Below are 26,841 nucleotides of genomic sequence, written 5' to 3'. Positions count from 1 at the left end.
GTGGTTACCACATATGGAGGTGGATGATTTGTTTCAAATTGGTGATAAAATCGTTTATCCAATGCACGGTGCAGGAATTATCGAAGCAATTGAAGAGAAAGAAATATTAGGTACTTCACGTCAATATTGTGTGATACGCATCATTAGTAAAGATATGCAAGTAATGCTTCCGATGGAACAATTAAAAAAATCAGGTATTCGTTATATCGTTGATCGAGGTACGTTAGATGATATACTTCTTGAATTTCAAAACGGGGAGTCAGACCCATCACTCTCATGGAAACAAAGATATACAATGAATATGGAAAAAATGAAAAATGGCAATTTACAAGATAGCGCAGAAGTGGTTCGGGATTTACTTCGCCGTAATAAAGAGAGAACATTAAATGCGAGCGAAAAACAAATGCTAGATAATGCACGAAAAATGATGATCAGCGAAGTCGCGCTCGTACAAAATGTTACTGAACATCAAGCAACAGAATTTCTTCAAGATACAATTAATCACTAAATTTAAAATAGCTGGCCGCTATTTTTTTTTGTAAAAAAAGGACGAAGAGTTTTATCTCTTCGTCCTTTTATATTACCCACGCCCAGCTTGAAACGATGGATATAACGTCATTCCACCATCTGCAAATAGCGTAATTCCCGTTACATAACTCGCCTCTGATGAAGCAAGCCAAGTTGCTACCGCTGCAATTTCTTCCGGTTTCCCAATATAGCCCATCGGTATCATACTTTCTACGTCAGCCCGCTGTTTTGGATCAGCAAACTTTTCGGCATTAATTGGCGTATTAATTGCACCTGGTCCAATATTATTTACTCGAATACCTTTTGGTGCATATTCTAACGCTAACGTTTCTGTCATAAGTTTAATACCGCCCTTACTTGCTGCGTAGTGCACGAATAGTGGCCACGGAATTTTCTCATGAACGCTAGACATATTAATGACAGATCCTTTAATGTCGTGTTCCACAAAATATTTAATCGCTTCACGGCTTCCTAAAAAAGCGCCTGTTAAATTTGTATTGATTACTTTATTCCAATCTTCTAACGGCATTTCATGCGACGGTACCGCGTTTTCTATTCCTGCATTATTAATCATAACGTCGAGCGTACCAAACTCTTTCACAGCAGATTGAATGAGATTCATAACATCTGCCTCGACCGTCACATCACCTTTTACAGCAATCGCTTCTCCGCCTACCTTTTTAATTTCTTCTAACACATCATTCGCTTCTGAATCTCGTGAGCGATAGTTAATAACGACCTTTGCTTTCTCCTTAGCAAACCTTACTCCCATCGCTCTTCCGAGACCCGTTGCTGATCCTGTAATAACGACGACTTTCCCTTCTAAATCACTATACATTTCCATACCTCCTTAACCTTTTGCAATTCCTAACATAATTCCGGCTGCAATAATAAAAACGATGCCAACAACGATACCTGTTAATTGACGTTTCGTTTTTCTTTCGCCTAATATAAGAATCCCGCCAAGCGTCGAAATAACAATTCCCATTTGCGATAGCGAAAAGCTTGTTGCGACTCCGACACGCGGCTGCGAAATGAATAAAAACATATTTCCAGCTGCCCAAATTAATCCTGGAATAATATTTCGTATCGCATATTTATTAAATGGATGATGTTTAAATGTAAGTAAAATACCTCCTAACACCATACCAACTGCTTGTGGTAATAAAGCCGACCAACCATCTACGTTAAATAGCCTAATAACTACTACATAAACTAAATAACCGACTGTTGAAATTAATAAAATTATGATGCCCCTTTTAAAATTTGCTGCTTGCTCTGCATTTTTTTCTTCTTCACTTTGAAGTGACGTTAAAATAACACCGATAAGAATACAAACGAGCGCTAAAATTCCAAGGACGACTGAAATTGTCGTGGACCATTCATGAAATACGATAACGCCAAATAAAGTCGTCGCAACTAATTGCAGTCCTGTTGAAATTGGCATCGTCCTCGAAACACCCATTAAATCAATACTTTTCAATTGATTCGCCTGACCAAGTGCCCAAAATAAACCTGACACAATTCCAACTCCAATAACGGTAGGAGTTAATACTGGCTTTACAAAAATATAAACAACAATCGAGAAAATAAGTGCACCAAGCGTTGTGCCAAGCGTTTGACTATACGGTCCACCGCCCAGTTTCACGTTAAATAACACAATACTTCCCCAAAATATAGCTGGTAAAATCGCTAAAAATATATCCATGGCTCATTACCTTTCTTTACGAAATGTCATCAGTTACCGCTCTACACTATTAGAGTGTGCTTTCATTTTTTCTTTCGCTTGTGCGCAAACCTTTTCTGCGATCGCACTAGAAACATTTTTTTCTCTTTCCACTTTCTTGATCTTTATGTGATCTAAATTATCTTCCAAAGTAAGTGTAACTTTGTCATTTGGCGGATTATGTGCACCTTGAAAAGTAAGAAATTGTAGCGTCACTTCAAATCGAGGAACGAATTCATCTTTCTTGCCGAGACGCTTTATATTTATAACTGAATCACATTCATATTGATCTTCTGTCGCTTGCCTTATAACGGAGTAATATCGATTTAAGAGCGCACTCTCTAAAAGTTGTTCTTTCGATTCTTTCGCCAAAGAGTCGCTTGGAGAAAAGAGAAAGATAGAACATATCATCGTCATCATTACACATATTTTTTTCATAATGCCCTCCTTGTTCTATAAATTAGTGTTCTCAAAAATACCATAAAAAAACGACTTCCCCTATTCAGGAAAGTCGTTTTAATGAATCCAATATTAACCACCGCTCACTGGCGGTATGAGTGCAACAACATCATCAGATTGAATTTTATCATCTTCATTTGCGTATTCTTCATTAATTGCAACCATAATTGGCGCTGATACTGGTACATTATATTCATTGGCAACAATATCTTTTAACTCTGCAACCGTAATATTTTCTTTCTCTATTCGTAATTCACTTGTTCCTGCTTCTTCTTGCAAGTGCGCAAATAACAATACTCGAATCATACTTATAACTCCTTCCCAGGCTCTCCCGCCGGATATGGCGTTTTTTCTAATTGGTCACCAATCCACGAGTCACCATCTTCCCAAAACTCCTTTTTCCAAATGGGAACAATTTGTTTTATGCGTTCCATAATATATTCATTCGCTTCATAGGCCGCTTTACGATGCGGTGTTGAAACAGCCACAACAACCGCGATATCAGAAATTTGCAATGTACCGATGCGATGCGTAATCGCAACGTGTGTATCTGGCCATTTCTCCTTCACTTCTAAGCCTATTTTCTGTAGCATCTTTTCTGCCATCGTCTTATAAGCGACATACTCTAAGTATAATGTACGACGCCCTTTCGTAAACTCCCTAACCGTTCCAATAAACGTTGTAACAGCACCGCATTCACGGCGAATTACTTTCTTCGCTACCTCTTCAATCGAGATTTCTGTATCAATTACTTCATAATATGTATTTATCATTTCGCACTCCTAACCGTTTGTAAAAACCAGTCTATGTACAACTTTTCTTCTGTTATATGAAATACTTTATATTCTTCTCGTAAATTTACCGGCGCATTATACCACGTAATGACCGCTACTACATTTTCTACTTTATGTACAAGTTCAACGTCTTCCGCAGAACGAAGTAACACTATTTTCGGATAGTTCTCTTTTTTATAGCCCTCTATTAAAATTGTATCCACTTCAAAAAACTCATATAAGCGAATAATTTCTTGTAAGGACCATTCCTCTCTTAACGAAGAAAGTGAAAGTAATCCCGCACCTTCTACACTACTTACGACAGCACCGGCTTTTCTGTGTCTTTCACTATCTTTTTGTGCTACTTCTGGAAAACCTCCGTGCCCGTGATGTTTAATTGTAGCAACTTTCATTTCGCTTTCGGCTAAAGCATGCACAACTTTCTCTACAAGTGTTGTTTTCCCGCTATTTTGATACCCTACTATTTGTATGATTGAAGAGGCTTTGCCCAAGGCCAATCACATCCCTCCGAATGCTCTAACAATAATACGGATACTTTCATCCCTGCCTCAAATCCTCTCGTTCCTCCAGGCAACACGATAAACGCATTTGCATCCGCAAGTGAAGATACCGCACTCGATTTATCTAAACCGACCGGCATCGCTTGTAATGCCCCATCCACGATCGTCACGTTTGCTCTTACGAAACGAGTAAATGGATTTGGCTTTGGAAAATCTTTTTGTAAAATAGCATCAGCTCTATATACGTGAGGCTCCTTCGCATACAAATACGTTTTTATAATCGGATGCACAAATAATTCAAAGCCTACATAACAAGCAGACGGATTCCCTGATAAACCGAAAAGTAACTTTCCATCAACTTCAGCTACTGTCGTTACACTTCCTGGTCTCATCGCTATTTTATTAAAGAGGACATTCGCCTGTAATCTTTCATATATAGCTGGTAAGTAGTCATAATCTCCTACCGAAACACCGCCTGTTGTAATTAAAATATCAACCTCATCCATCGCCGATTGAACAGCTGTAAAACATGCATCTAGCTCATCAGCCAGTTGGCCATAATATCGGACCTTTCCACCAGCTTTCATAATTTGAGCGGCAATCATATAAGAGTTACTATTTCTAATCTTTCCTGGTTCTAACGACTCGTGTACTTCTAGTAATTCACTCCCTGTCGTTACAATACCGACAACAGGCTGTTTTACAACTTTCACAGTACTATATCCAAACGTCGCTAATAGCGCAGCAACACCTGGATTAATTGCAACACCTTTCTTAACGAGAACTTGATTTTGTTTTATATCTTCTCCTTTAAATGACACATTGTCACCACTATTAAAAGGACGCTTTAACCTCATATATGTTTTTCCGTTCTTCTCAAATCCTTCTGTCAGTTCTAGCATTACGACTGCATTGCAATCCTCTGGAATAGCTGCTCCCGTCATAATACGAACTGCTTCAAAAGAACCTACCTCTTCTACAAAAACAGACCCCGCTCCAATTTCTCCTATCACTTCAAATTCAACTGGATTCTCTTGATTCGCTTCTTTCGTATCTTCTGCTCGAATTGCGAAACCATCGTAAGGAGAACGATTAAAATGAGGAACGTCATGATCTGAGACAACATCTTGCCCAAGAATTCTCCCGTAACTTTCCGTAATAGAAACTTCTTCTACTTCACCATGCTTCGCATATTTCATTACCCGCTCTACTGCCTCAGCAACTTGAATTGGAATTCGTTTTTCTACCATCGTTTCTCACCTCATATTTGCAATTTTTTTTATCTCGATTAAACTTTATATATTAAACAGAAATTACTTCAAGGAGGAATTCCATGTCTTCATTCACACACTTTAATGACCAAGGACGCGCGAAGATGGTTGATATAAGCGACAAAAAAACAACCGTTCGAACAGCAATTGCGTGCTCTAGCATTGTAGTTACGAAAGAAATTTATGATAAAATCTCTCACAATGAAATTGGGAAAGGTGACGTATTAGCAGTTGCCCAAATCGCAGGCATTATGGCTGCAAAACGCACTTCTGATATTATCCCAATGTGCCATCCTTTATTATTAAAAGGTGTTGACGTTTCTTTCGATTGGCAACAATCAAATGAACAATATCGATTACTTATTGAAGTAAAAGTTAAAACAGAAGGTAGCACTGGCGTTGAAATGGAAGCTTTAACAGCTGCTTCTGCTACGGCTCTTACCGTGTATGATATGTGTAAAGCTGTTGATAAAGGTATGATTATTGGTGAAACGTACTTACTTGAAAAAACAGGTGGAAAAAGTGGCGATTATACGAGAAATTCGTAATCCTCTCCGTTGAACCTAAAGGATTTCCTTTAGGTTCAACCTATATATCTTGCATATAAACTTTTCGCTACATTCATATCATTTGTCCCATGAATAAACGCCCTACCATCTGTAAATAGAACAAATCGATATTCTTCTATCGGGAATGATAATAAATAAGGTGTTGCCTTTACCTCTACACTTTTTTGTAAGCGCTTTTTAATTTCTTCTAAATTAAAATCTTTCCGCATCCCTGGACGAATTTGTACTGTATTCCGCCCACATAACACTTCCGTTTTCGTTTGTGCTTCAAATGTTAAACTCGGATATGTACGTAATCTTCCACAAGATAAACACGTATCTTTTTTCTGCCTATTCACTTTAAATGCCATCTGCTGATTATTCCAAAGGTCAAACGATAGCATCGTTTCACGAAGCGCACCAAAGTCTTCTACTAATATTTTCAACGCTTCTGTTATTTGATGCGCAACTACTAACTGCACCGCTGGCTGTATAATACCAACTGTATCACATGTTGCTCCACTCGCCGGATGCTCCATTAAACAGCGGAAACACGGTGTTTTCCCTGGTAAAATTGTATAAGTCACTCCGTAACTTCCGACACAACCACCATATATCCACGGAATATTATACTTTTGTGAAATATCATTAATGAGAAGACGCGTTTCAAAATTATCTGTCGCATCTAATATTAAGTCTACACCATTCACTAGTTCTTCCATTTCTTGCACCGTTACATCAGTTACAACTGGATTAATTTCCACCTCAGAATTAATCTCTTTTAAATGTTCTGCTGCCGCTACCGCCTTCGGTTTATACTGCTTTGCATCTTCTTCTGTATATAATTGTTGTCTTTGTAAATTGCTCCATTCTACATAATCACGATCTGCAATCGTTACTTTTCCAACACCTGCTCTAACAATCGCTTCTGCATTTGCCGCACCTAGGGCACCAGCGCCGATAATAAGCACATGCTTCTCTCTTATTTTTCGCTGCCCTTCTTCTCCAACACCAGGAAATAATATTTGTCTTGAATATCGCTCCTGCATACGATAGCCCCCTTCCTTATCCTCCTATATAAGACATTTCAATTTTCGGACGATTTTTTGCACTTTCTTCTGTCCGTTCATCTGAATATCTATCTTTTCTATTCATCCATACATCTTGTATAACATGTAATAGCTCTTCATCCGAAAGATTATCTCTAAGAAGTTCCCTTATATCCAATCCTTCCGTCGCAAACAAACAAGTATAGAACTTTCCATCCGCCGAAATTCTCGCTCTCGTACAAGAAGAACAAAACGACTCAGAAACAGAAGTAATAAAACCAACCTCTACATTTGTTCCAACATACCGATATCGTTTCGCAACTTCACCAAAATAATGTGCTTCAGCTTGCTCAAGCGGATACACTCCATGAATTGTCTCAATTAATTCCCGCTTCGTAACTACTTGATCAAAATTCCATCCATTCGTACTACCAACGTCCATAAACTCAATAAATCTAAGCGTGATTCCTTGTTCTTTAAAATATGCAGCCATCGGTAGTACTTGATGATCGTTCATCCCTTTTTTCACAACCATATTTACTTTTACTTCAAGCCCTGCCTCTTTTGCTGCTATAATGCCCTTAATCACAGGTTTCGTATTAATATTTCGACCATTAATATTTCTAAATGTATCATCATCTATCGCATCTAAACTAACATTCACTCTATGTAATCCAGCTTCTTTTAATGCCTTCGCTTGCTTCGTTAAATGAATTGCATTTGTCGTTAACCCTATATCTACTAGCCCGTCAATTTTCACGAGACGTGCAATAAGTTTTGTTAAATCTTTACGAAGCAGTGGTTCGCCACCAGTAAGTCTAATTTTTCGTACACCGATGCTAACAAACACTTTTGCCAAACGTTCAATTTCATCAAACGTCAGTAAAAACTCATCTTTCAAAAAAGCATAATCAGGCCCAAATACTTCTGCTGGCATACAATATGTACATCTAAAATTGCAACGATCAATGACAGATATGCGTAAATCTTGAAGTGGGCGTCCAAAAAAGTCTTTAACCATCTCCTGCATCGCCACCCTCCCTTTCTGCCAAATTTCTTTCTTTTCATTCTATTATAATATATTTTCGAACTGCGATGTTTTTGCTAAGGTGAATAAAGTGAAACTTTAAACAATAGGAAGTTATCCATTCCCCTCTGATTAGCGAGAATTACTCTCAAATACTGGGATAAAAAAACCTTGAAACATAAAAGTTCCAAGGTTTTCTACTTATTAACTTAATCTAATAATCGTTAGAGTAGCTCCTGGCGTTGCCGTAGATAATGTAGCCAGTGCAACTACTCCAAATAATTGCAAACTAACGGCAGCTCCAGCAGGCAAATTAGCAATTATTGTTGCACTAAATGAACCAGTAGCCACTGCTGGGGAGTTTATCGTTCCCGCAAGCGGACTTCCATTTACAGTTATACGCGAACTTACAAGTAATCCTGCTGTTAAATTAATTGTATAGGCTATATAATAATTCCCTGCATTGGCAACTGTAAATACAGTATTTCCACCACTAACGGTTATTCCTGGTCCAATATTTTGATTGTTTGGTAATGGGATATTTGTACCGCCTAATAAAACAGAAATAACACTTCCTGATGTATTATTCGCAAATGCATACGTTGCAGTTGTACTAACTCCAGTCGCCCCGGTCGCTCCAGTGGCTCCAGCTCCGGTGGGACCTGTATCTCCAGTTGGACCTTGTGAACCGGTTGCTCCTGTAGCCCCCGTTGGACCTTGGATTCCTTGCGGGCCTTGAATTCCTTGGGGACCTGCCGCTCCGGTTGCTCCTGTAGCTCCCGTTGGACCTTGAATTCCTTGCGGGCCTTGAATTCCTTGTGGGCCTTGAATTCCTTGGGGACCTGTCGCTCCGGTTGCTCCTGTAGCTCCCGTTGGACCTTGAATTCCTTGCGGGCCTTGAATTCCTTGTGGGCCTTGTGGACCGGTCGGACCTATGTCACCTTGCGGACCTTGGATTCCCTGTGGGCCTTGTGCTCCGGTTGCCCCCGTCGCTCCTTGGATTCCTTGAGGACCTTGTGGACCTTGAATTCCTTGTGGGCCGGTTGGACCTATGTCGCCTTGTGGGCCTTGAATTCCTTGGGGACCTTGTGCTCCGGTTGCCCCCGTTACACCTTGGATTCCTTGGGGACCTTGAATACCCTGTGGACCGGTTGGACCTATCTCTCCTTGAACACCTTGGATTCCTTGCGGACCCTGTAAACCCGTCACTCCGGTTGCTCCCGTTGCTCCTGTCGCTCCTGTCACTCCAGTTGAGCCTGTCGCCCCGGTATCTCCTGTTACTCCTGTCGCACCTGTTGCTCCTGTCGGGCCAGGTGGTCCACCTGATGGACCTGTCACTCCCGCTGGACCTGATGGCCCCGTTGGGCCGGTCGGTCCTGCTGGTCCTCCTGACGGGCCAGTCACCCCTGTTGGACCGGTTACTCCTGTTGGACCGGTAGTTCCTTCTCCCGTTGCTCCGGTTGCCCCCGTATCTCCTGTTGCTCCCGTCGGACCTTGTATCCCTTGAATTCCTTGTGGTCCTTGCACTCCTTGCGCACCTGTTGCTCCTTGTATCCCTTGAATTCCTTGCACTCCCTGTGTCCCCATCGGACCGGTTGGACCAATCGCCCCTTGTACACCTTGCACTCCTTGGGGCCCCTCTGGACCGGTTGCTCCTATTTCCCCTTGTATCCCTTGAATTCCAGTTTCTCCTTGTGCTCCAGTTGCTCCCGTTATCCCTTGCACACCTTGGATTCCCTGTATTCCTTGTGGACCTTGTGGGCCTGTTGCTCCTACCGGTCCTTGAATGCCTTGTATCCCCTGAGGACCCTCTGGACCCGTTGCTCCAACTGGCCCTTGAACACCTTGTATTCCTTGCGGGCCCTGAAGTCCCTCTGGGCCTTCTGGACCGGTTGCTCCTATCTCTCCTTGTATCCCTTGGATTCCAGTTGGACCTTGTGGCCCAGTCGGACCTATGTCACCTTGCGGACCTTGGATTCCCTGTGGGCCTTGTGCTCCTGTTCCCCCTGTCGCTCCTTGGATTCCTTGAGAACCTTGTGGACCTTGAATTCCTTGGGGGCCGGTTGGACCTATGTCGCCTTGGGGGCCTTGAATCCCTTGCGGACCTTGATCTCCAGTGGCCCCCGTTACTCCTTGAATTCCTTGGGGACCTTGAACACCTTGGGGACCCGTCGGACCTATCTCTCCCTGTACTCCTTGGATTCCTTGCGGACCTTGTAAACCCGTCACTCCGGTTGCTCCCGTTTCTCCTGTCGCTCCTGTCACTCCAGTTGAGCCTGTCGCCCCGGTATCTCCTGTTGCTCCAGTTACACCTGTTGCTCCTGTCGGGCCAGGCGGTCCACCAGATGGACCTGTCACTCCCGCCGGACCTGATGGTCCTGTTGGACCGGTCGGTCCTGCTGGTCCTCCTGACGGGCCAGTCACCCCTGTTGGACCAGTTACTCCTGTTGGGCCTGTAGTGCCTTCCCCTGTCGCCCCAGTTGCTCCCGTATCTCCTGTCGCTCCCGTCGGACCTTGTATCCCTTGAATTCCTTGTGGTCCTTGCACTCCTTGTGCACCTGTTGGGCCTTGAATCCCTTGTATTCCTTGCACTCCTTGTGCGCCCATCGGACCGGTTGGACCAATCCCCCCTTGAGCACCTTGTACTCCTTGGGGACCCTCTGGACCCGTTGCTCCTATTTCCCCTTGTATCCCTTGAATTCCAGTTTCTCCTTGTACTCCTGTTACTCCCGTTATCCCTTGCACACCTTGTATTCCCTGTATTCCTTGTGGGCCTTGTGGGCCCGTTGCTCCTACCGGTCCTTGTATGCCTTGTATCCCCTGTGACCCCTCTGGACCCGTTGCTCCAACTGGACCTGGCACTCCTTGTATTCCTTGCGGGCCTTGAAGTCCCTCTGGGCCTTCTGGACCTGTTGGGCCTATCTCACCCATCGGACCTTGTATCCCTTGAACTCCTTGTGGTCCCGTTGCTCCTGATGGACCTGGTACTCCTTGTATTCCTTGTGGACCTTGATCTCCTGTTGCTCCTGTTACACCTTGAGGTCCTATAGCTCCCTGTATACCTTGTGGGCCTTGATCTCCGGTTGCTCCCATTATTCCTTGAATCCCCTGAACACCTTGGATCCCTTGCTCACCGGTTACTCCCGTCGGACCAGGGATACCTTGAATTCCCTGTGGCCCTTCTGGACCTGTTGGGCCAATTGGCCCTTGAATTCCTTGTATTCCTTGTAGCCCCTGCGCACCTGTTTCTCCTGTACTTCCTGTCGGACCGGTTAGCCCCTGACCTGTTGCTCCAGTATTTCCAGTTGCTCCTGTTGGTCCTGTCACCCCTGTACTTCCACTCGGTCCACCCCCAGGACCTGTTGCTCCTGTCGGGCCAGTTGGACCTGGAGGGCCTCCTGAAGGTCCAGTTATCCCTGTTGGACCTGTTATTCCTGTCGGGCCTGTAATCCCTTGACCTGTTGCTCCTGTTGTTCCCGTACTTCCACTCGGTCCCTCTGTCCCTTGGATTCCTTGCACTCCTTGAATCCCTTGTGGACCTGTTGCTCCCGGTATCCCTTGCACTCCTTGGATTCCTTGAGAACCCTCAGGTCCGGTAGCTCCAATCGGACCCTGTAATCCCTGTACACCCTGTATCCCTTGTACTCCAGTCGTACCTGTTGGACCAATGGGCCCTTGTAATCCTTGCACCCCCTGTAAACCTGTCGCTCCAGTTTCTCCTTGTGGTCCTCTCAATCCTTGTGGCCCCTGCTGTCCTTCTGGTCCAGTCGCACCTATTGGTCCGACTGGACCTTGAATTCCTTGCACACCTTGAGGTCCTGTTGGGCCCATCTCCCCCATTGTGCCTTGAAATCCTCTTGGTCCTTGTGGGCCAGTCGGACCTTGTGGACCTGTTGGGCCAGTAATCCCAATGCCAGTAAATCCCGTTGGAACGGGAGGAAAAGTAGGGCCAATAAGATTTGGTGAAATTCTGAAATTAGAGTTTAATGAATTTTGTTTATCGCGCTCTTTCACACTTTCACCACCTACATACCATCTTTTTTTGACATTAAACAACCTTTTCTTCTTAATATGTATTTACAAAAACAATCTCAAAGACTATTTTTATTTCAAATAAATAAAAACCCCCTTAATTCCTTAAGGGAGTCCAGCAATTGAATCCATATTATCTGTATTCGGGACAGCTTGCGCTATACTCGATGCATTTACACTTTGCCCCATATTTGTTCCTGTTACAGTACCAGCAGGAGTACCTCGTGTATATGTTGTCGTCACAGAATCACCCGGCTGTAAACAAAGCTTCGTCTCTGTTCCTATTACTGTAACAACATCAATCCAAGTACACCCCATTGAACCACTATACGATTTCGTAGCAGTAAATGAAGTATCACTCAAATTGTCACCTGTAAATATATTCCCAGTATTATTAACAATAACAAACTCTTTTATATGCGCAGGCATAATTACACTCTACCTTTCCTCTACGAACCTAATGTACGTGTACTCGTTGCTAATGGCGGAAGGAATACTGATGTTCTAATCACCGCTTCTGGCTGCCTTTTTCCATTTAAAAAAATAGCCGCACTCGATCCTCCAGCACCCGCGTATATTTTCGCTACAGCTAAAGGTGAGATATCATAACAGTCGCCGACATTAACAGCTCCTGTATTATTAATAATTTTTACTTTACGCAAATTAATCCCCATTTCCCCCTCCTCCTTTTGTATACTGTATGCAAAAGAAAAAAACTTGAAACAGACTCGTTTCAAGTTTTTAGTAATTAACTATTTCATTTCGCCTTCATATTGAAGCATACCGCCAACCATATTCACTGTTTTAAATCCTTGCTCATTTAAATAATGGCATACATTCTCACTGCGCATTCCCGAACGGCAAATAAAGATATATTCATTCTCTTTATTAAAGAAGTCTACTTTATTTGGGATATCACCCATTTTAATATGTACCGCTTCTGGAATTTTCCCTGCTGCTACTTCTTCATCTTCCCTTACATCTACTAAAAATAACGTTTCTCCATTTTCTAAACGTTCTTGTACTTCTTCTGTTGTAATTGTTTTTACTTCTGTCATATGTCGTTCCTCCTTATATACAATAAAACCTTTCGTTTCTTCTTTAAACAACCATTTCTAATCAATTTTAGCATGCAAAAGAAGGAACGCAAAGAATGGAGAATTTATTTCTCAATTTCTCCGTAAAACTTATTCTTTACAAACATCTCTATCGCATTGTATCCTCAATATACTTGTTTTATGAAAGGAGTCGATTAAAATGACACTTTTTCTTTTCATTATGAGCATTATTTTTTTAACCGCCGCAATTATTGTACTCAGCATGAAAAATAATAAAAAGTTAAAATCTCCCCAAGAAATGTCATTCTTATTTCTATTACTTAGTATAGCGTTCTTCGGTATAGCAATCGCTACATATATTTTCCGTCTACAAATCATGTAAAAAAAGGTGCCTACTACACATATTGCACCTTTTTCACATCATTTATTTTCTACACAAAACTAGACACTTTCCGATTTAAAAATTCATAAACTTTCTTTTCAAATAAATGAATATCTAACGCTCCCGCCATATGCCCATTTATACTTTCTATTTCATAGACCTCCGCATACTTCCCTTGTTTTTGCAAAATGTCTACCATTTTATAATTGTAACGAGACGGCTGAAGTAAATCTTGTTTACACGGAATCATAAGTACATTCGCTTCTATGTTAGAAAGAGCCTCTTCCAAAGAAGAAAATCCATGCGCAATATCATGCAATAAAACTGCTTTCGCAGTGTACATCCACGAATTTGCATCTACTAACTCTATACTTTTGTATGTCACTTTATTTATCTCTTTCTCAAATGATGTTAATGTAGAAAACTTTTCATAAGGTTCTACCTCAATACTGTTACGAGGAAATTCCGTTTCATAAAAATGCTCATCAAAAGCGTTCATAAACATCATTCTGTTTGCTAAATGAAGCCCCTGCATTGGCTGTGTTTCTCCATATTTCCCGCCCTTCCAACTTGGATCTAGTTGAATTGCTTCAATCGCATTTTGCGCTACATTTACTGACGTTATAATTGGATTTTGTGGGTTCGTAATAACGCCAATCATTCGCTCTACCATATGAGAGTAGTGAACAGCCCATTGCTGCGCAATCATTCCACCCGCCGACGGCCCTATTACAGCATGTAACCTTGAGATTCCCATATTTTTTATTAACTCATATTGTATACGAGCTACATCAAGAAAGGTAAACACAGGGAAATCCATAACATATTCTTCCCCTGTTTCTGTATTAATCGACTTCGGTCCCGTTGTAATTACATACGGGTTCTTCACCTGTACATTACAAAGATTATCAGTACATATAACAAAATATTTATTTGTATCAATCGATTTTCCAGGTCCAATTAGCCCATCCCACCAACCAGACTCCTCATCATGCACAGTATATTTTCCTGCTGCATGACTTGTTGCACTAAAATAATGACAAACCAAAATGGCATTTGACCTTTCTCTATTTAAAATACCATACGTCTCATATCCCATTTGAACAGGGATTTCCCTACCATTTTCAAATGTAAACTCATTTAATGCAAACTTCTCTTTTTTTACAATTTGCACAGACTCTCCCTCTTCCCGTTATAGTATGAACTGCTTACTAAAGGTTTTTTTCTATGCAAATCAATCTCCTTCTTCTTTTCATAAATAAATGAATAATATACAAAATTAGCCACAAAATAGCACTATATTACAAAAATCAAAGAGGGCATACATATGATTTGGAATTGGCTACGTAAGAAAAAAAAATCAAATTCAACAGAGACAAACGAAGCAGATAACCCGAAGCAGCAGCCTAGTAATCAAGAGATTGTGAACAAAGATCAGACTAGAAGTATGAAACATAATAAAGGTGATAGTAGCGAGCAAAAAAAATCGAAACAAGATGATTACTCTCATAAGAAACAGCAAAATTCTAAACAAGATGATCCTTCTCATGAGAAACAGCAAAACTCGAAACAAGACGATTCCTCTCATGAGAAACAACAAAATTCTAAACAAGACGACTCTTCTCATGAGAAACAACAAAACTCGAAACAAGACGATTCCTCTCATGAGAAACAACAAAATTCTAAACAAGACGACTCTTCCTATGAGAAACAACAAAATTCTAAACAAGACGACTCTTCTCATGAGGAACAGCAAAACTTGAAACAAGACGATTCCTCTCATAAGAAACAGCAAAATTCTAAACAAGACGAAGCTTCTCATGAGAAACAGCAAAACTCGAAACAAAATGATTCTTCTCAGAATAAACAACAAAGCTCTGGAAGTAATAGTATTTATGATTTTTCGAAGCCAGAAAAAGACCGTATTCATTCACTACAAGATTTAATAGAGAAGCTCAAGAAGTCTAGTGATTTTGTTAATTATCACACATCTGATGATGAAACGATGCCATATTGGATTTCTTACTATCGTCCTTCACTTGATGGGGAGAAATTGCAAAAGTATTTAATGCCTACTCTTTTGGAACGACCTAATGCTTCACTAGAAGAACTGAAGGAACATATTCCGATGAGTGGTATCACAATTACGAATGACTTACAAAAAATTGAGGACATGGTTTTAAAAGGACATGCAATTATTCAATTGAAGCAGCAAGATCAAAAATGTATGCTTGCAAACATTGCAATTGATAATTATCGTGCACCAACCCCTCCTTTAAACGAATCAACTGTTATTGGGCCACAAGAAGGTTTCGTAGAGGATATTGATACAAACATTAATTTAGTTCGAAAACGTCTTCCTGTTTTAGATTTACAAACAAAAGAAATGATTATCGGCGAGTTTTCCAAAACAAAAGTTGTCATGATGTATTTAGACAACCTCGCTGAAAAAGATAATGTTGATTTTCTCGAGGAATCATTACGCGCTCTTGAATATGATCAAATTAATGATAGTGCTTATATACAAGAATTGATGGGTGAAAAATCGATTTTCCCTCTCTATATCAATACAGAACGCACTGATAGAGTTACAAAAGCACTCATTGATGGAAAAATCGCTATTTTTGTTGATGGTTCTCCAAGCGTGCTACTTACTCCAGTATCCTATTTCGATTTTTTCATTTCACCAGAAGACTATAACGTCTCCTGGATGTACGCTACATTTTCAAGGATTTTAAGATTAATCGCCGTTCTATTTTCAATCTGCGCTACACCGTTATACGTTGCAGTCTTAAATTATCATTATGAACTCATTCCAAGTGACTTACTTGAAACTTTGATTTTATCAAGGGCACAAGTACCATTCCCACCTTTAATTGAAGCACTCTTTTTAGAACTAGCAATCGACTTACTGAGAGAAGCTGGCGCGAGGTTACCGATGAAAGTCGGTCAAACGCTCGGTATTGTAGGCGGTATCGTAATCGGGCAAGCATCTGTACAAGCTGGTTTAACGAGTAACATTTTATTAATTATCGTTGCCTTATCAGCACTCGCTTCCTTTATTACACCTATTTATAAAATGGGTAATGCGGTTCGATTACTACGCTTCCCGTTTCTCGCATTTGCAGAAATAGGAGGACTTTTCGGGATTTCTCTTGGATTTATCTTCTTATTTACTCATCTATTCAGGCTTACGTCCTTACGTAAGCCGTACGCTTTGTTTTATCCGACAAGACAACAATCCGTTAAAGATTCTTGGATTCGTTTCCCTTTAACAATGATTGATACAAGAGATGTGCAAGCAAGACCACAACATGTAAAAAAAGCAGCAAAAGGAATTTCAACAAAACATAGATCGGACTTTGATGATTAAGAAATGAGGTGCATTCGATGAGTAAAGTTCAAGAAAAATATCAAATATCTCCTATCTTCGTTTTCTTCTTAATTCACGGTGCACAGTTCGGTGCTGGCGTTCTCGGCTTCGCTCGAATCATCGCAAAGGCCGCTGGATACGACGGATGGATGGGCGTTCTAATCACAGGACTCTGTATTCACCTCCTTATATGGATGATGTATTTTTTAGTAAAAGAAACAAACGGAAATTTAATTGATTTACAAAGGCAAACGTTTGGAAAGTGGATAGGGAATGTCTTTAATATCATCTTTGCAGCTTATTTTTTAATCGTCAGTATTTCGGTTATTCGAACGTATGTCGAAATTATTCAAGTATGGATGTTTCCTACCGCTTCCACCTTTATGTTAACACTCTTTTTGTGCTTAGTTAGCTATTACATTATCTCTTCTGGATTTCGTGTAATTACCGGTATTTGCGTCATCTCTGTTGGTGGTACATTAGGATATTTATTTCTAAGCTTATTCGTTTTGAAATATTCACATTGGGAGAATTTACTACCTATATTCACCCATTCTTTTTCAGACATTTTAAAATCCGCTCAACTGTCAATCTACAGTATGACCGGTTTTGAGATTTACCTCATGGTGTATCCATTTGTGAAAAAGCCTATGCAATCTCATAAATACGCTCAGCTTGGAGCACTATTTTCAAATCTTCTATATCTATTTAGCACCCTTTTAGCCTTTGCATTTTTTAGTGAAAAACAATTGTTAAAAACGATATGGGCCCAACTTTCTATGACCCAAGTCATTCAATTACCATTTATAGAAAGACTCGAATATATCGCAATTTCCGCTTATGCACTCGTTATTATTACAAGTTTTATCCTCCCTTTATGGGCGTCAATGAGAGCAACTCACGAAATATTCCGTGTAAAACAAAGAGGTATTTTAATCGCTTTTATCATTATCACTCTCATTGTTTCGCAACTTTTAACAAACAGACAAGATATTAATAACTTTATTAGTAATGCATCAAAAGTTAGTTTTTGGCTCATTTATGTATACATCCCAATCCTATTTATTATTGTGTGGGTGAAAAGAAAATGGAAAAAATCAAAAGCACAAGTAAATTAATACTTATTTCTTGTATAACATTCTTCAGTTTAACCGGATGTTTACAAAAAAATATTATCGATGATGTACAACTTATTCAAGGAAGCGTTTTTGATGTAGCAAAAGATAATAAAGTAAAAGTGACATTCGTTTGTCCCATTCAGAAAAAAGGAAATAAAGTTCAAGTTTTTGAAGGTAGCGCCAATGCGGTAAAACAAGTAAAAGCAGACACATCTTTAGAATCTTCTCAACCGTTTGCTAGCGGACAAATGCGTGTCGCTCTATATACTATAAGACTTGCCAAAAAAGGAATGTCTACTTCATTCGATACATTACTTCGAGATGTGAATATAGGGAACGCTTTATATGCTGCTTTGTTAGAGGGGAATGGTACTGAACTTTTAAAAGGCAAATATACAACCTCATACAACGTTGCAATTTATATAAAAAAGTTGCTAGAACATAATATGGAGACCGGTCCTTTACCAAGAGATAATCTGCATGTAGGAGCATTCCGTTATTATCAAGAAGGACAAGACTACTATATTCCAATTTTAAAGAAACATGGTGATAAAATAAAAATCACCGGAATTGGTCTTTTTAAAAAGGATAAATATATCGGTAAAATTGCGCAAAAAGATATGTTCATATTTAAAGGACTGTTAGAGAAACATAAATTAGATTCACATGAATTTAAAACAGATTCTGCGTACGTAATGATTAATAATATTCGTTCTGTTCCAACTTACGATATAAAGATTAAAAGCGGAAAGCCTTCTTTTTTCATTCACGTTCATCTTGATGCACGTATTCAAGAACTATCGAAACAAATTAACTTAGAAAATAACAAGAACACAAAAAACATTGAAAAAAATGTCCAAAAACAATTAGATGTACAGGCTGCCAAATTAATTAAGCAGTTCAAATCTTTAGGCGTCGATCCCCTCGGGCTAGGAGCAAGATATAAACACCATTATCGCCCATTCAAATTAGAAGAGTGGAGACAAATGTACAAAGATGTTCCAATTCATATAAAATACACCGTAAATATTACAAATTCTGGTGTGATTGAATGAGAAATGATTGAACTCCTCTCTCCGGCATGATACAACGGATAGAGGAGTTTTTATTTTAGATAGAGAGAGAAGATATTTATGGGGGAGCTTATGTCTAAAAAATTAGTAAAGCCTATTTTAAACGGTATTTTATTTCTCGGCGTCTTTTTATTTGCTCATACATACTTAAAAAATGTTTCCTTCACACGTTATTTACTTGTCGTTATACCGATGTTACTCGTTGGTATGTTCGGCATCGACCTTATTTTATCCATTTTAATAAAAAAAGAAGAATAACGAGCGAGGATGTCTCATAAGTCGAGATTTTTGACTAGATGACATCCTTTTCATTTTCTATTTTGGAATCAGCGCTACAGTACATGAATTTATATCAACGATTTTTCAAATATATCTACCATAACTCAAAATATATCAACGATTCGACACAAAATATCGATTTACCAACAAAAATTGACAATAGTAACAACCTATAATAAGAAGAGAATTTTTCAATATATTTTTAGAACATCCTTTTTTTATTTAATAATCACCTTATGTTACAATGAAATTCGGCACAAAGTGAGAAAGGATGAAACAACATGACAAACGAAAAAGGTTTAGATAAAGGGTACGAGCTTGTTGCAAAAATGCATGAAGATTTCGGACATCCTGTAACAAATACTCCAACAAAACTAACAGAAGAGCGCGCAAAAATCCGTGCAAGTTTTATGCAAGAAGAGCTAGAAGAATTTCTAGAAGCAACTACTGTTGAAGATCAATACGATGCACTTATTGACCTTATTTACTTTGCATTCGGAACGTTTGCAGAAATGGGCGTACGTCCAGATAAAGGATTCGAGATTGTAAACAACGCAAACATGGCAAAACTATTCCCTGATGGGAAACCTCGATTCCGTGAAGGCGACGGCAAAATTTTAAAACCAGAAGGCTGGCAAGCACCAGAACCACAACTTCGAGCTGAAATCGAACGTCAGCGCCAAGAAGCTGAAAAAAACTGCTAGGATTTCCTAGCAGTTTTTTATTATGTCTTTTTTTCTGCAGCTCATTAATGACCCACGTGCCCCGCGTGTCCTGCTGCTCCACTAATACTAGCTGCTCCTGCTGCTGCCCCTGCTCCTCCTGTTCCCATTCCACCTGTCCAAGGAGAAGATTGTTGCTGTTGTTGATATTGCTGATATTGTTGGTGCTGTTGGTGCTGTTGACCTTGGTGTCCATGATGTTGGCCTTGGTGCCCATGATGACCGTGTTGGCCTTGATGACCTTGGTGATGGTGGTGACCTTGGTGTCCATGATGTTGGCCTTGGTGGTGATGTCCATGGTGACCATGTTGGCCTTGATGACCGTGTTGGCCTTGGTGAGTTTGATAAAGAACAGCTTGCGGATGAATGTGGTGGTGACCGTGGTGATGTACTTGTTGTTGGTGATGACCATGATGGCTGTGTTGACCTTGATGGTGGTGATGACCATGATGGCCGTGTTGACCTTGATGGTGGTGATGACCGTGTTGGCCATGTTGACCTTGATGGTGGTGATGACCGTGTATGACTTGCGGATACCCACCTACTCCTCCTGCTACAACACCTACTCCTGGTACAGGGAATCCTGTCTGTCCCCCTCCAACGAAAGAAGGAAATGTAGTTGGTACTCCTACTGGAATTCCAGTTTGTGCGCCAGCTACTGATGTCGGAAATCCTCCCGTTAACGTTGGAATTCCAGTTTGCATGCCTGCTACTGATGTTGGAAATCCTCCATGTGCTCCACCCATCCAGCTCGGAATTCCACCGTATCCTTGTTGCCCTGCTCCTCCCATTAACATCATTTGTTCATAACTATCCGATCCACCTCCGAAGAAGCCATGCGGTGCATTATTGTCCATCCCTTTCATTCCTTTCACCCCTTGTTTTCAATTTAACCTACCTTTTGTATCATATTTCCTAGTTAAAAATAGGTGTTTGTCTGCATAATAATTCCTCACCTTTTTCCTCATTCATGATAGAATCAATTGACTAATTATTCTTTCTCCACTTTAAAAGGAGGCATTTCTATTGAGAAACGTTACAAAAGCTTCAAACGACAATTTAGATTCAATCTTACATATAGATATTGATGTAATTGGAGACGATAGTAGACGAAATTATATTAAACACGCTATTGATAAGGAGCAATGCATCATTGTAAAAGAAGACAATTCTATTTTAGGTTTTCTGACGTATGATACGAACTTCTTTGGCTACACGTTCCTCTCATTAATTATTGTTTCGCCAACAAAAAGAAGACAAGGTCATGCAAGCTCATTAATCTCCTATATGTTAAGTAATTCTCCTACTCAAAAAATATTTTCTTCAACGAACGAATCGAATACAAATATGCAAAAAGTTTTTAAAGCGAATGGATTTATGCGTAGTGGAATAATTGAAAACCTAGATGAAGACGATCCAGAAATTATTTTCTATATAAAAAAGCCCAGAGCATAAAGGCTCTGAGCTTTTCTTTCATTCATTAGTTTGCAACAACGTTAACAAGTTTTCCAGGAACGACAATTACTTTACGAACTGTTTTTCCTTCGATTTGTTCTTTAATTGCTTCAAGTGCAAGTTGTTCCATTTCTTCTTTTGATGCGTCTTTACTCATTGTTAATTTTGCGCGAACTTTGCCCATAATTTGAACAACGATTTCAACTTCATCTTCTACAAGTTTAGACTCATCAAATGTTGGCCAGCTTGCATATGTGATTGTTTCATTGTAACCAAGCTTGCTCCAAAGTTCTTCCCCGATATGAGGTGCAACTGGTGCAATCATTTTTACGAAACCTTCTACATATTCTTTCGGAAGTGTATTAGCTTTGTATGCATCGTTGATGAATACCATCATTTGAGAAATCGCTGTGTTGAAGCGAAGCTCTGCATAGTCTTCTGTTACTTTCTTCACTGTTTGATGGTAAGCTTTTTCAAGCTCTTTATTTGGTGCATCAGTAATTTTCTCACTTAATTCACCGTTATCTTGAACGAACAGGCGCCATACGCGGTCTAGGAAACGACGAGCTCCGTCAAGACCATTTTCAGACCAAGCAATTGAAGCATCTAATGGTCCCATAAACATTTCGTATAGACGAAGTGTATCTGCACCGTGGCTCGCTACGATATCATCAGGATTTACAACGTTACCTTTTGATTTACTCATTTTCTCGTTGTTTTCACCTAGAATCATACCTTGGTTGAATAATTGTTGGAACGGCTCTTTCGTTGGAACTACACCGATATCATATAATACTTTATGCCAGAAACGAGCATATAGTAAGTGAAGTACAGCATGCTCTGCACCGCCGATATAAATATCAACTGGAAGCCATTGTTTTACTTTTTCAGGATCTACAAGTGCTTCGTTATTGTTTGGATCCATGTAGCGTAGGTAGTACCAACAGCTACCAGCCCATTGTGGCATTGTGTTCGTTTCACGACGACCTTTTTTACCAGTTTCAGGATCAACAACATTTACCCACTCTTCGATGTTAGCTAGTGGTGATTCCCCTGTACCTGAAGGACGGATGTTTTCTGTTTTTGGAAGAACTAACGGTAATTCTTCTTCTTTCACAGCTGTCATTGTGCCATCTTCCCAATGGATTACTGGAATTGGTTCACCCCAGTAACGTTGGCGGCTAAATAACCAGTCACGTAGACGATACGTTACTTTTTGATTTCCTGCACTTGTTACTTCAAGCCATTCAATCATTTTTGCGATTGCTTCTTCTTTATTTAGTCCATCAAGGAATGCTGAGTTTACGTGTGCACCATCACCTGTGTACACTTCTTTCGTAATGTCTCCGCCTTTTACAACTTCCTTCATTGGAAGATTGAATACTGATGCGAATTCATAGTCACGCTCATCGTGAGCTGGAACTGCCATTACAGCACCTGTTCCGTAAGTTGCAAGAACGTAATCAGCGATCCAGATTGGTAATTTCTCACCGTTTACTGGGTTAACTGCGTAAGCACCAGTGAATACACCAGTTTTTTCTTTCGCAAGTTCTGTACGCTCTAGGTCACTCTTCATTTTTACAGAATTAATGTAAGCTTCTACAGCTTCTTTTTGTTCTGCTGTTGTAATTTCAGCAACAAGTGCATGCTCTGGAGCAAGTACACAGTATGTTGCACCAAATAATGTATCAGGGCGCGTTGTGAAAACTGTGAACTTCTCATCTGTACCATCAATGTTGAAGTGAACTTCTGCACCTTCAGAACGACCGATCCAGTTACGCTGCATATCTTTTAAGCTTTCCGGCCAATCAAGCTCATCTAAATCTTCTAATAGACGATCTCCGTAAGCTGTAATTTTTAACATCCACTGTCTCATCGGACGACGTTCAACTGGATGTCCACCGCGCTCACTCTTACCGTCAATGATTTCTTCGTTTGCAAGTACTGTACCAAGCGCTGGACACCAGTTTACAGGTACTTCATCAACGTAAGCTAAGCCTTTTTCAAATAGTTTTAAGAAGATCCATTGTGTCCACTTGTAGTAGTTTGGATCCGTTGTATTTACTTCACGATCCCAATCATAAGAGAAGCCTAATGCTTTAATTTGATTACGGAACGTATTAATATTAAGCTCTGTAAATTCTGCCGGGCTGTTTCCAGTATCAAGTGCATATTGCTCTGCTGGAAGACCGAATGCATCCCACCCCATTGGATGAAGAACGTTATATCCTTGCATACGCTTCATACGAGATAAAATATCTGTCGCTGTATAACCTTCTGGATGTCCTACGTGTAAGCCTGCACCTGATGGATATGGAAACATATCTAGTGCATAAAATTTTGGTTTTTCTGTCTCATCTGGCGTACGGAATGTTTTATTCTCTTCCCAATATCCTTGCCACTTCTTCTCAATTTCTTGATGATTAAAGCTCATGAGATACCCTCCTTGAAATTCTATTTATTTTCACCGCCCAAAATACAAAAAACCTCTCATCCCTAGAAAGGGACGAGAGGTTATAGATTCCCGCGGTACCACCCTAAATTAATGTAAATATACATTCGCTTAGATCCGTAACGTGGATTAACGGCAATTGCTACTATTAGTTTCACAACTGCAACTCAAAGGCGAGTTCATAACGAAACGTGGATTGACTTGCACCGACCGTCAACTCTCTAAACCAGCTTCTATTACTACTACTCCTTTTCACTGTTATTACAAATATGAGTTAATTTAAATATATTCTAAAACATGTTACATGTTCCGTCAAACTAAACTGCAATTTTTTCTTCAACTGTTTCTTCTACTTTTACTCGTTTATCATAAATGCTCGTTGCTATAAGCGCTACTACAAGCATTACCATGATCGCGATAAACAATACTTCCATATTGTATAAATCAACAATTGCTCCGCCAACGACTGGTCCGAACATTTTCCCTACAGTCGCCGCACTATTTACGACCCCTTGATAAAATCCTAATTTATCTTTCGGTGCAAGTATATTTGCAATGGTCGGAACCGCTGGCCATACGAATAACTCACCAATCGTTAATGTTACCATCGCAACGAGGAACATCGTAAATTGCTGCGCTTGACTTAACACAATGAATGAAGCCGCAAAAATGAAAATCCCAATCATAATTTGTTGTTTTAAAGAACGCTTCATCCAGCGAATTAGCATACTAACGAGCGGCTGCGCACAAACAATCATCGCTCCGTTTATCGTCCATAATAAACTATAGTGACGAAGGCTAATATTTAATTCTTGCATATGTGTTGCAATCGCCCCTTGCCACTGTACGTATGTAACCCAGCATAAGGCATATGCTACACACACAATAAGAAGTGCTTTGAATCCCGGTGTAAGTGACCACCCTTTTTTCGTTTCGACTTCTTTTTGTACCTCTGACCCTTTTTTGTCTTCCATACCACGGAATCCAATAAAAGCAATTAAGAAGAAAACAAAGTATAAAATAAAGTTCGCTAAGAAAATATAATCAAAACGATACGACGCAACTAAACCACCGCACGCTGTTCCAATCGCAATACCAACGTTTTGTCCAACATACATCGCATTAAATGCTCGTCTTCCGCCCTCTGGCCAAACTGTACCAACCATCGCATACATCGATGGAAAGACCATTCCAGAACCAAAGCCAATTAATGCTAGCCATACAACATATAACGGCCAACCGTGGAAGAACACAAGACCTAAAATCGATACGAGTGTAATGACAATTCCTACTAAAATTGATTTATAACCGCCCCATTTATCAAATAAAACACCGCCGAGCAAGTTTCCGATTACACCAGTAAGCGAGTTGATCATTAATACCATTCCAGCCACTGATAAAGATTTCCCTAGATGATCATGCAAATAAATTGTATTAAAAGGCCATAAAAAAGAAGCACCCGTGACATTAATAATCATCCCAGCTACTAATAGCCATACTTTCCTTGGCATATTCTCCCCTCCTATTCTATTTTTTTCGTTCATATATAACAGTAAAATTGTAGTCGTTTTTAAATAGGAAGGCAACTGATTAATAGTTGATGAAATTCAGATAATGGTTTATCGGTAAATGAAATTATATTGATTGCTTCTTGGATTATATCAGCGATTATTAGAATATATCGACTTACCGACAAAAAATAACAACAGTAACAATATATAAAAGGGTAGACTGCATGAAATTTTCATGCAGTCTACCCTTGTTTGTACTACCCAACTTCTTTTTCTCGCTTCGCACGTTCTTTAGCGCTCCATTTAAATATTTTATCCAACAGAGAGTATATCCTCCCAGACTCTTTCGTTAATAAAGGTCCTAACGATGCCAATATTAACACGTATAAAGCTGAAAATGGTTTAATCGTCGCCATTAAGCCGCCCGCAATTCCAATATTCGCGACAATAATGGAGAATTCTCCGCGTGATACAAGCGTTAATCCGATATTCGTAGATGCCTTATGTGATAACCCTGCTTTACGTCCCGCAGCCATTCCAGCGATAAAATTACCGATGAGAGTAATGAAAACTGCTCCTAAGGCCAACCACACGGCTCCTCCAAGAGAAAATGGATCTATACTTAAACCGAAACTGAAAAAGAATATAGCTCCAAAGAAATCACGAAACGGAACGACAAGATGCTCGATTCGATCACTATGCTCCGTTTCAGAAAAGACAAGCCCTAATAATAACGCTCCAATCGCCTCAGCAACATGAATCGTTTCTGAAAAACCAGCCACAAAGAATAAAATAGCGAATATTACGATAATAAAAATTTCATTAGACGAAATATCTAATACTTTATTTAGGAACGGCGTAGCTTTTCGAGCGATTATAAAGAATAATAACATATAGCCTACTGCGATTAAAACAGATGTAAGAGCACCTACAAATGACGTTGCCCCTCCGAGTACTAACCCTGAAACAACTGACAAATATACAGCTAAAAAGATATCATCAAACATAATGATTCCTAAAATTAGCTCCGTCTCTTTATTACCAGATCGCCTTAAATCAACAATTACTTTTGCGACAATTGCACTCGAGGAAATTGTTATGATTCCGGCAATAATTAATGTTTCTAATAAGGGGAAACCCATTATATATCCGTAAAGCAAACCTAATATAAAATTAAGCGATATATGAACAGTTCCCCCAAAAGCAATCGACTTTCCGGATTTAATTAATTTTTTTATTGAGAATTCTAAGCCTAAATAGAATAAGAGGAATATGACGCCAACACGGCCGAGGAAGGAAATTACTTCTCCGCTTTCAATAAACCTTAAATCGATAAGCCCTAAATCTGGGGCATGAGGCCCCACTAGCATACCAAGTATAATGAGAAACGGAATAATCGAAAACTTTAACTTTGCAGCGAGGATAGCTGCAAAAGCTACTAATACTAACGCAGTTCCAACTTCAAAGACTAAAGTATCCATCGA

General features: G+C 39.9%; 27 protein-coding genes and 1 other annotated feature. Of the genes, 9 read left to right on the top strand and 18 right to left on the bottom strand.

Annotation, left to right across the window (positions count from 1 at the left end):
- The first annotated feature begins 13 nt into the window (after positions 1 to 13).
- Positions 14 to 508 carry a CarD family transcriptional regulator gene (locus JDS92_RS17405; RefSeq protein ID WP_000451446.1) on the top strand — a complete coding sequence of 165 codons (495 nt, stop codon included), beginning with the start codon at positions 14 to 16 and terminating at the stop codon, positions 506 to 508.
- A gap of 72 nt (positions 509 to 580) precedes the next feature.
- Here JDS92_RS17405 and JDS92_RS17400 read toward each other — a convergent pair whose 3' ends face one another.
- From JDS92_RS17400 to moeA, 7 genes are all read right to left on the bottom strand, one after another.
- The gene (locus tag JDS92_RS17400; protein WP_000286691.1) at positions 581 to 1,366 is read right to left on the bottom strand and encodes a glucose 1-dehydrogenase; all 786 of its coding nucleotides are present in this window, start codon (positions 1,364 to 1,366) and stop codon (positions 581 to 583) included.
- A gap of 12 nt (positions 1,367 to 1,378) precedes the next feature.
- Entirely contained in the window at positions 1,379 to 2,236 is an 858-nt protein-coding gene (gene glcU, locus JDS92_RS17395) for a glucose uptake protein GlcU (protein ID WP_000350875.1), read from the bottom strand.
- Positions 2,237 to 2,269: 33 nt separating this feature from the next.
- The gene (locus tag JDS92_RS17390) at positions 2,270 to 2,692 is read right to left on the bottom strand and encodes a DUF3888 domain-containing protein (RefSeq protein ID WP_000717664.1); all 423 of its coding nucleotides are present in this window, start codon (positions 2,690 to 2,692) and stop codon (positions 2,270 to 2,272) included.
- A 93-nt stretch (positions 2,693 to 2,785) separates the two neighbouring features.
- Positions 2,786 to 3,019, bottom strand: a complete 234-nt coding sequence (gene moaD, locus JDS92_RS17385) for a molybdopterin converting factor subunit 1 (RefSeq protein ID WP_000621780.1) — start codon at positions 3,017 to 3,019, stop codon at positions 2,786 to 2,788.
- 2 nt (positions 3,020 to 3,021) lie between these two features.
- On the bottom strand, positions 3,022 to 3,486 hold the full coding sequence (moaE, locus tag JDS92_RS17380; protein ID WP_000611221.1) for a molybdopterin synthase catalytic subunit MoaE: 465 nt from the start codon (positions 3,484 to 3,486) through the stop codon (positions 3,022 to 3,024).
- Positions 3,483 to 4,004 carry a molybdopterin-guanine dinucleotide biosynthesis protein B gene (gene mobB, locus JDS92_RS17375; protein ID WP_141555995.1) on the bottom strand — a complete coding sequence of 174 codons (522 nt, stop codon included), beginning with the start codon at positions 4,002 to 4,004 and terminating at the stop codon, positions 3,483 to 3,485. Before mobB ends, moaE begins: the two co-directional genes overlap by 4 nt.
- Complete coding sequence (moeA, locus tag JDS92_RS17370; protein ID WP_199632204.1) at positions 3,968 to 5,257, bottom strand: molybdopterin molybdotransferase MoeA; 1,290 nt, start codon at positions 5,255 to 5,257, stop codon at positions 3,968 to 3,970. Before moeA ends, mobB begins: the two co-directional genes overlap by 37 nt.
- 83 nt (positions 5,258 to 5,340) lie before the next feature.
- Between moeA and moaC the strand changes: the two genes are divergently transcribed.
- Positions 5,341 to 5,826 carry a cyclic pyranopterin monophosphate synthase MoaC gene (gene moaC, locus JDS92_RS17365; RefSeq protein WP_000094154.1) on the top strand — a complete coding sequence of 162 codons (486 nt, stop codon included), beginning with the start codon at positions 5,341 to 5,343 and terminating at the stop codon, positions 5,824 to 5,826.
- Between the two features lie 35 nt (positions 5,827 to 5,861).
- Here moaC and JDS92_RS17360 read toward each other — a convergent pair whose 3' ends face one another.
- The 6 genes from JDS92_RS17360 to JDS92_RS17335 all read right to left on the bottom strand — a co-directional run bounded on the left by JDS92_RS17360 (position 5,862) and on the right by JDS92_RS17335 (position 12,992).
- Positions 5,862 to 6,875, bottom strand: a complete 1,014-nt coding sequence (locus JDS92_RS17360) for a molybdopterin-synthase adenylyltransferase MoeB (protein WP_097959486.1) — start codon at positions 6,873 to 6,875, stop codon at positions 5,862 to 5,864.
- A 16-nt stretch (positions 6,876 to 6,891) separates the two neighbouring features.
- Complete coding sequence (moaA, locus tag JDS92_RS17355; protein ID WP_001157125.1) at positions 6,892 to 7,905, bottom strand: GTP 3',8-cyclase MoaA; 1,014 nt, start codon at positions 7,903 to 7,905, stop codon at positions 6,892 to 6,894.
- A gap of 201 nt (positions 7,906 to 8,106) precedes the next feature.
- Positions 8,107 to 11,916, bottom strand: a complete 3,810-nt coding sequence (locus JDS92_RS17350; protein ID WP_199632203.1) for a BclA-related collagen-like exosporium protein — start codon at positions 11,914 to 11,916, stop codon at positions 8,107 to 8,109.
- A 123-nt stretch (positions 11,917 to 12,039) separates the two neighbouring features.
- Entirely contained in the window at positions 12,040 to 12,363 is a 324-nt protein-coding gene (locus JDS92_RS17345; RefSeq protein WP_001110863.1) for a hypothetical protein, read from the bottom strand.
- Positions 12,364 to 12,383: 20 nt separating this feature from the next.
- Complete coding sequence (locus tag JDS92_RS17340) at positions 12,384 to 12,608, bottom strand: spore germination protein (protein WP_000512461.1); 225 nt, start codon at positions 12,606 to 12,608, stop codon at positions 12,384 to 12,386.
- Between the two features lie 78 nt (positions 12,609 to 12,686).
- Positions 12,687 to 12,992, bottom strand: a complete 306-nt coding sequence (locus JDS92_RS17335) for a rhodanese-like domain-containing protein (RefSeq protein ID WP_000141215.1) — start codon at positions 12,990 to 12,992, stop codon at positions 12,687 to 12,689.
- A gap of 199 nt (positions 12,993 to 13,191) precedes the next feature.
- Here JDS92_RS17335 and JDS92_RS17330 point away from each other — a divergent pair, with 199 nt between their 5' ends.
- Entirely contained in the window at positions 13,192 to 13,374 is a 183-nt protein-coding gene (locus JDS92_RS17330) for a hypothetical protein (RefSeq protein ID WP_000171892.1), read from the top strand.
- Positions 13,375 to 13,423: 49 nt separating this feature from the next.
- Here the strand turns inward: JDS92_RS17330 and JDS92_RS17325 are convergent, their stop codons facing one another.
- On the bottom strand, positions 13,424 to 14,548 hold the full coding sequence (locus JDS92_RS17325; protein WP_199632202.1) for a homoserine O-acetyltransferase family protein: 1,125 nt from the start codon (positions 14,546 to 14,548) through the stop codon (positions 13,424 to 13,426).
- Between the two features lie 153 nt (positions 14,549 to 14,701).
- Here JDS92_RS17325 and JDS92_RS17320 point away from each other — a divergent pair, with 153 nt between their 5' ends.
- From JDS92_RS17320 to JDS92_RS17300, 5 genes are all read left to right on the top strand, one after another.
- Positions 14,702 to 16,747, top strand: coding sequence for a spore germination protein (locus JDS92_RS17320; RefSeq protein WP_199632201.1), 2,046 nt, complete (start codon positions 14,702 to 14,704; stop codon positions 16,745 to 16,747).
- Between the two features lie 17 nt (positions 16,748 to 16,764).
- Positions 16,765 to 17,865, top strand: coding sequence for a spore germination protein (locus JDS92_RS17315; protein ID WP_098911418.1), 1,101 nt, complete (start codon positions 16,765 to 16,767; stop codon positions 17,863 to 17,865).
- Positions 17,835 to 18,920 carry a Ger(x)C family spore germination protein gene (locus JDS92_RS17310; RefSeq protein ID WP_098911419.1) on the top strand — a complete coding sequence of 362 codons (1,086 nt, stop codon included), beginning with the start codon at positions 17,835 to 17,837 and terminating at the stop codon, positions 18,918 to 18,920. Before JDS92_RS17315 ends, JDS92_RS17310 begins: the two co-directional genes overlap by 31 nt.
- 90 nt (positions 18,921 to 19,010) lie before the next feature.
- A complete protein-coding gene (locus JDS92_RS17305; protein ID WP_000038783.1) occupies positions 19,011 to 19,196 on the top strand; it encodes a hypothetical protein in 186 nt (61 codons plus the stop codon).
- Positions 19,197 to 19,498: 302 nt separating this feature from the next.
- Complete coding sequence (locus JDS92_RS17300; protein ID WP_000180546.1) at positions 19,499 to 19,921, top strand: pyrophosphohydrolase domain-containing protein; 423 nt, start codon at positions 19,499 to 19,501, stop codon at positions 19,919 to 19,921.
- Positions 19,922 to 19,965: 44 nt separating this feature from the next.
- Here JDS92_RS17300 and JDS92_RS17295 read toward each other — a convergent pair whose 3' ends face one another.
- Positions 19,966 to 20,805 carry a hypothetical protein gene (locus JDS92_RS17295; protein WP_199632200.1) on the bottom strand — a complete coding sequence of 280 codons (840 nt, stop codon included), beginning with the start codon at positions 20,803 to 20,805 and terminating at the stop codon, positions 19,966 to 19,968.
- Between the two features lie 160 nt (positions 20,806 to 20,965).
- Here JDS92_RS17295 and JDS92_RS17290 point away from each other — a divergent pair, with 160 nt between their 5' ends.
- A complete protein-coding gene (locus JDS92_RS17290) occupies positions 20,966 to 21,394 on the top strand; it encodes a GNAT family N-acetyltransferase (RefSeq protein ID WP_001246768.1) in 429 nt (142 codons plus the stop codon).
- A gap of 25 nt (positions 21,395 to 21,419) precedes the next feature.
- Here JDS92_RS17290 and leuS read toward each other — a convergent pair whose 3' ends face one another.
- The 3 genes from leuS to JDS92_RS17275 all read right to left on the bottom strand — a co-directional run bounded on the left by leuS (position 21,420) and on the right by JDS92_RS17275 (position 26,838).
- Entirely contained in the window at positions 21,420 to 23,828 is a 2,409-nt protein-coding gene (leuS, locus tag JDS92_RS17285) for a leucine--tRNA ligase (protein ID WP_000009472.1), read from the bottom strand.
- A 65-nt stretch (positions 23,829 to 23,893) separates the two neighbouring features.
- Positions 23,894 to 24,111: a binding site (T-box leader), on the bottom strand.
- Positions 24,112 to 24,163: 52 nt separating this feature from the next.
- Positions 24,164 to 25,357, bottom strand: coding sequence for an MDR family MFS transporter (locus JDS92_RS17280; RefSeq protein WP_001137542.1), 1,194 nt, complete (start codon positions 25,355 to 25,357; stop codon positions 24,164 to 24,166).
- A 257-nt stretch (positions 25,358 to 25,614) separates the two neighbouring features.
- A complete protein-coding gene (locus tag JDS92_RS17275; protein WP_000380433.1) occupies positions 25,615 to 26,838 on the bottom strand; it encodes a cation:proton antiporter in 1,224 nt (407 codons plus the stop codon).
- Between the last annotated feature and the right edge of the window lie 3 nt (positions 26,839 to 26,841).

Origin of the sequence: Bacillus cereus group sp. N12, from assembly GCF_016483575.1 — a bacterium.
Classification (GTDB): domain Bacteria; phylum Bacillota; class Bacilli; order Bacillales; family Bacillaceae_G; genus Bacillus_A; species Bacillus_A toyonensis.
This window is presented reverse-complemented; position numbering and strand designations above follow the sequence as displayed.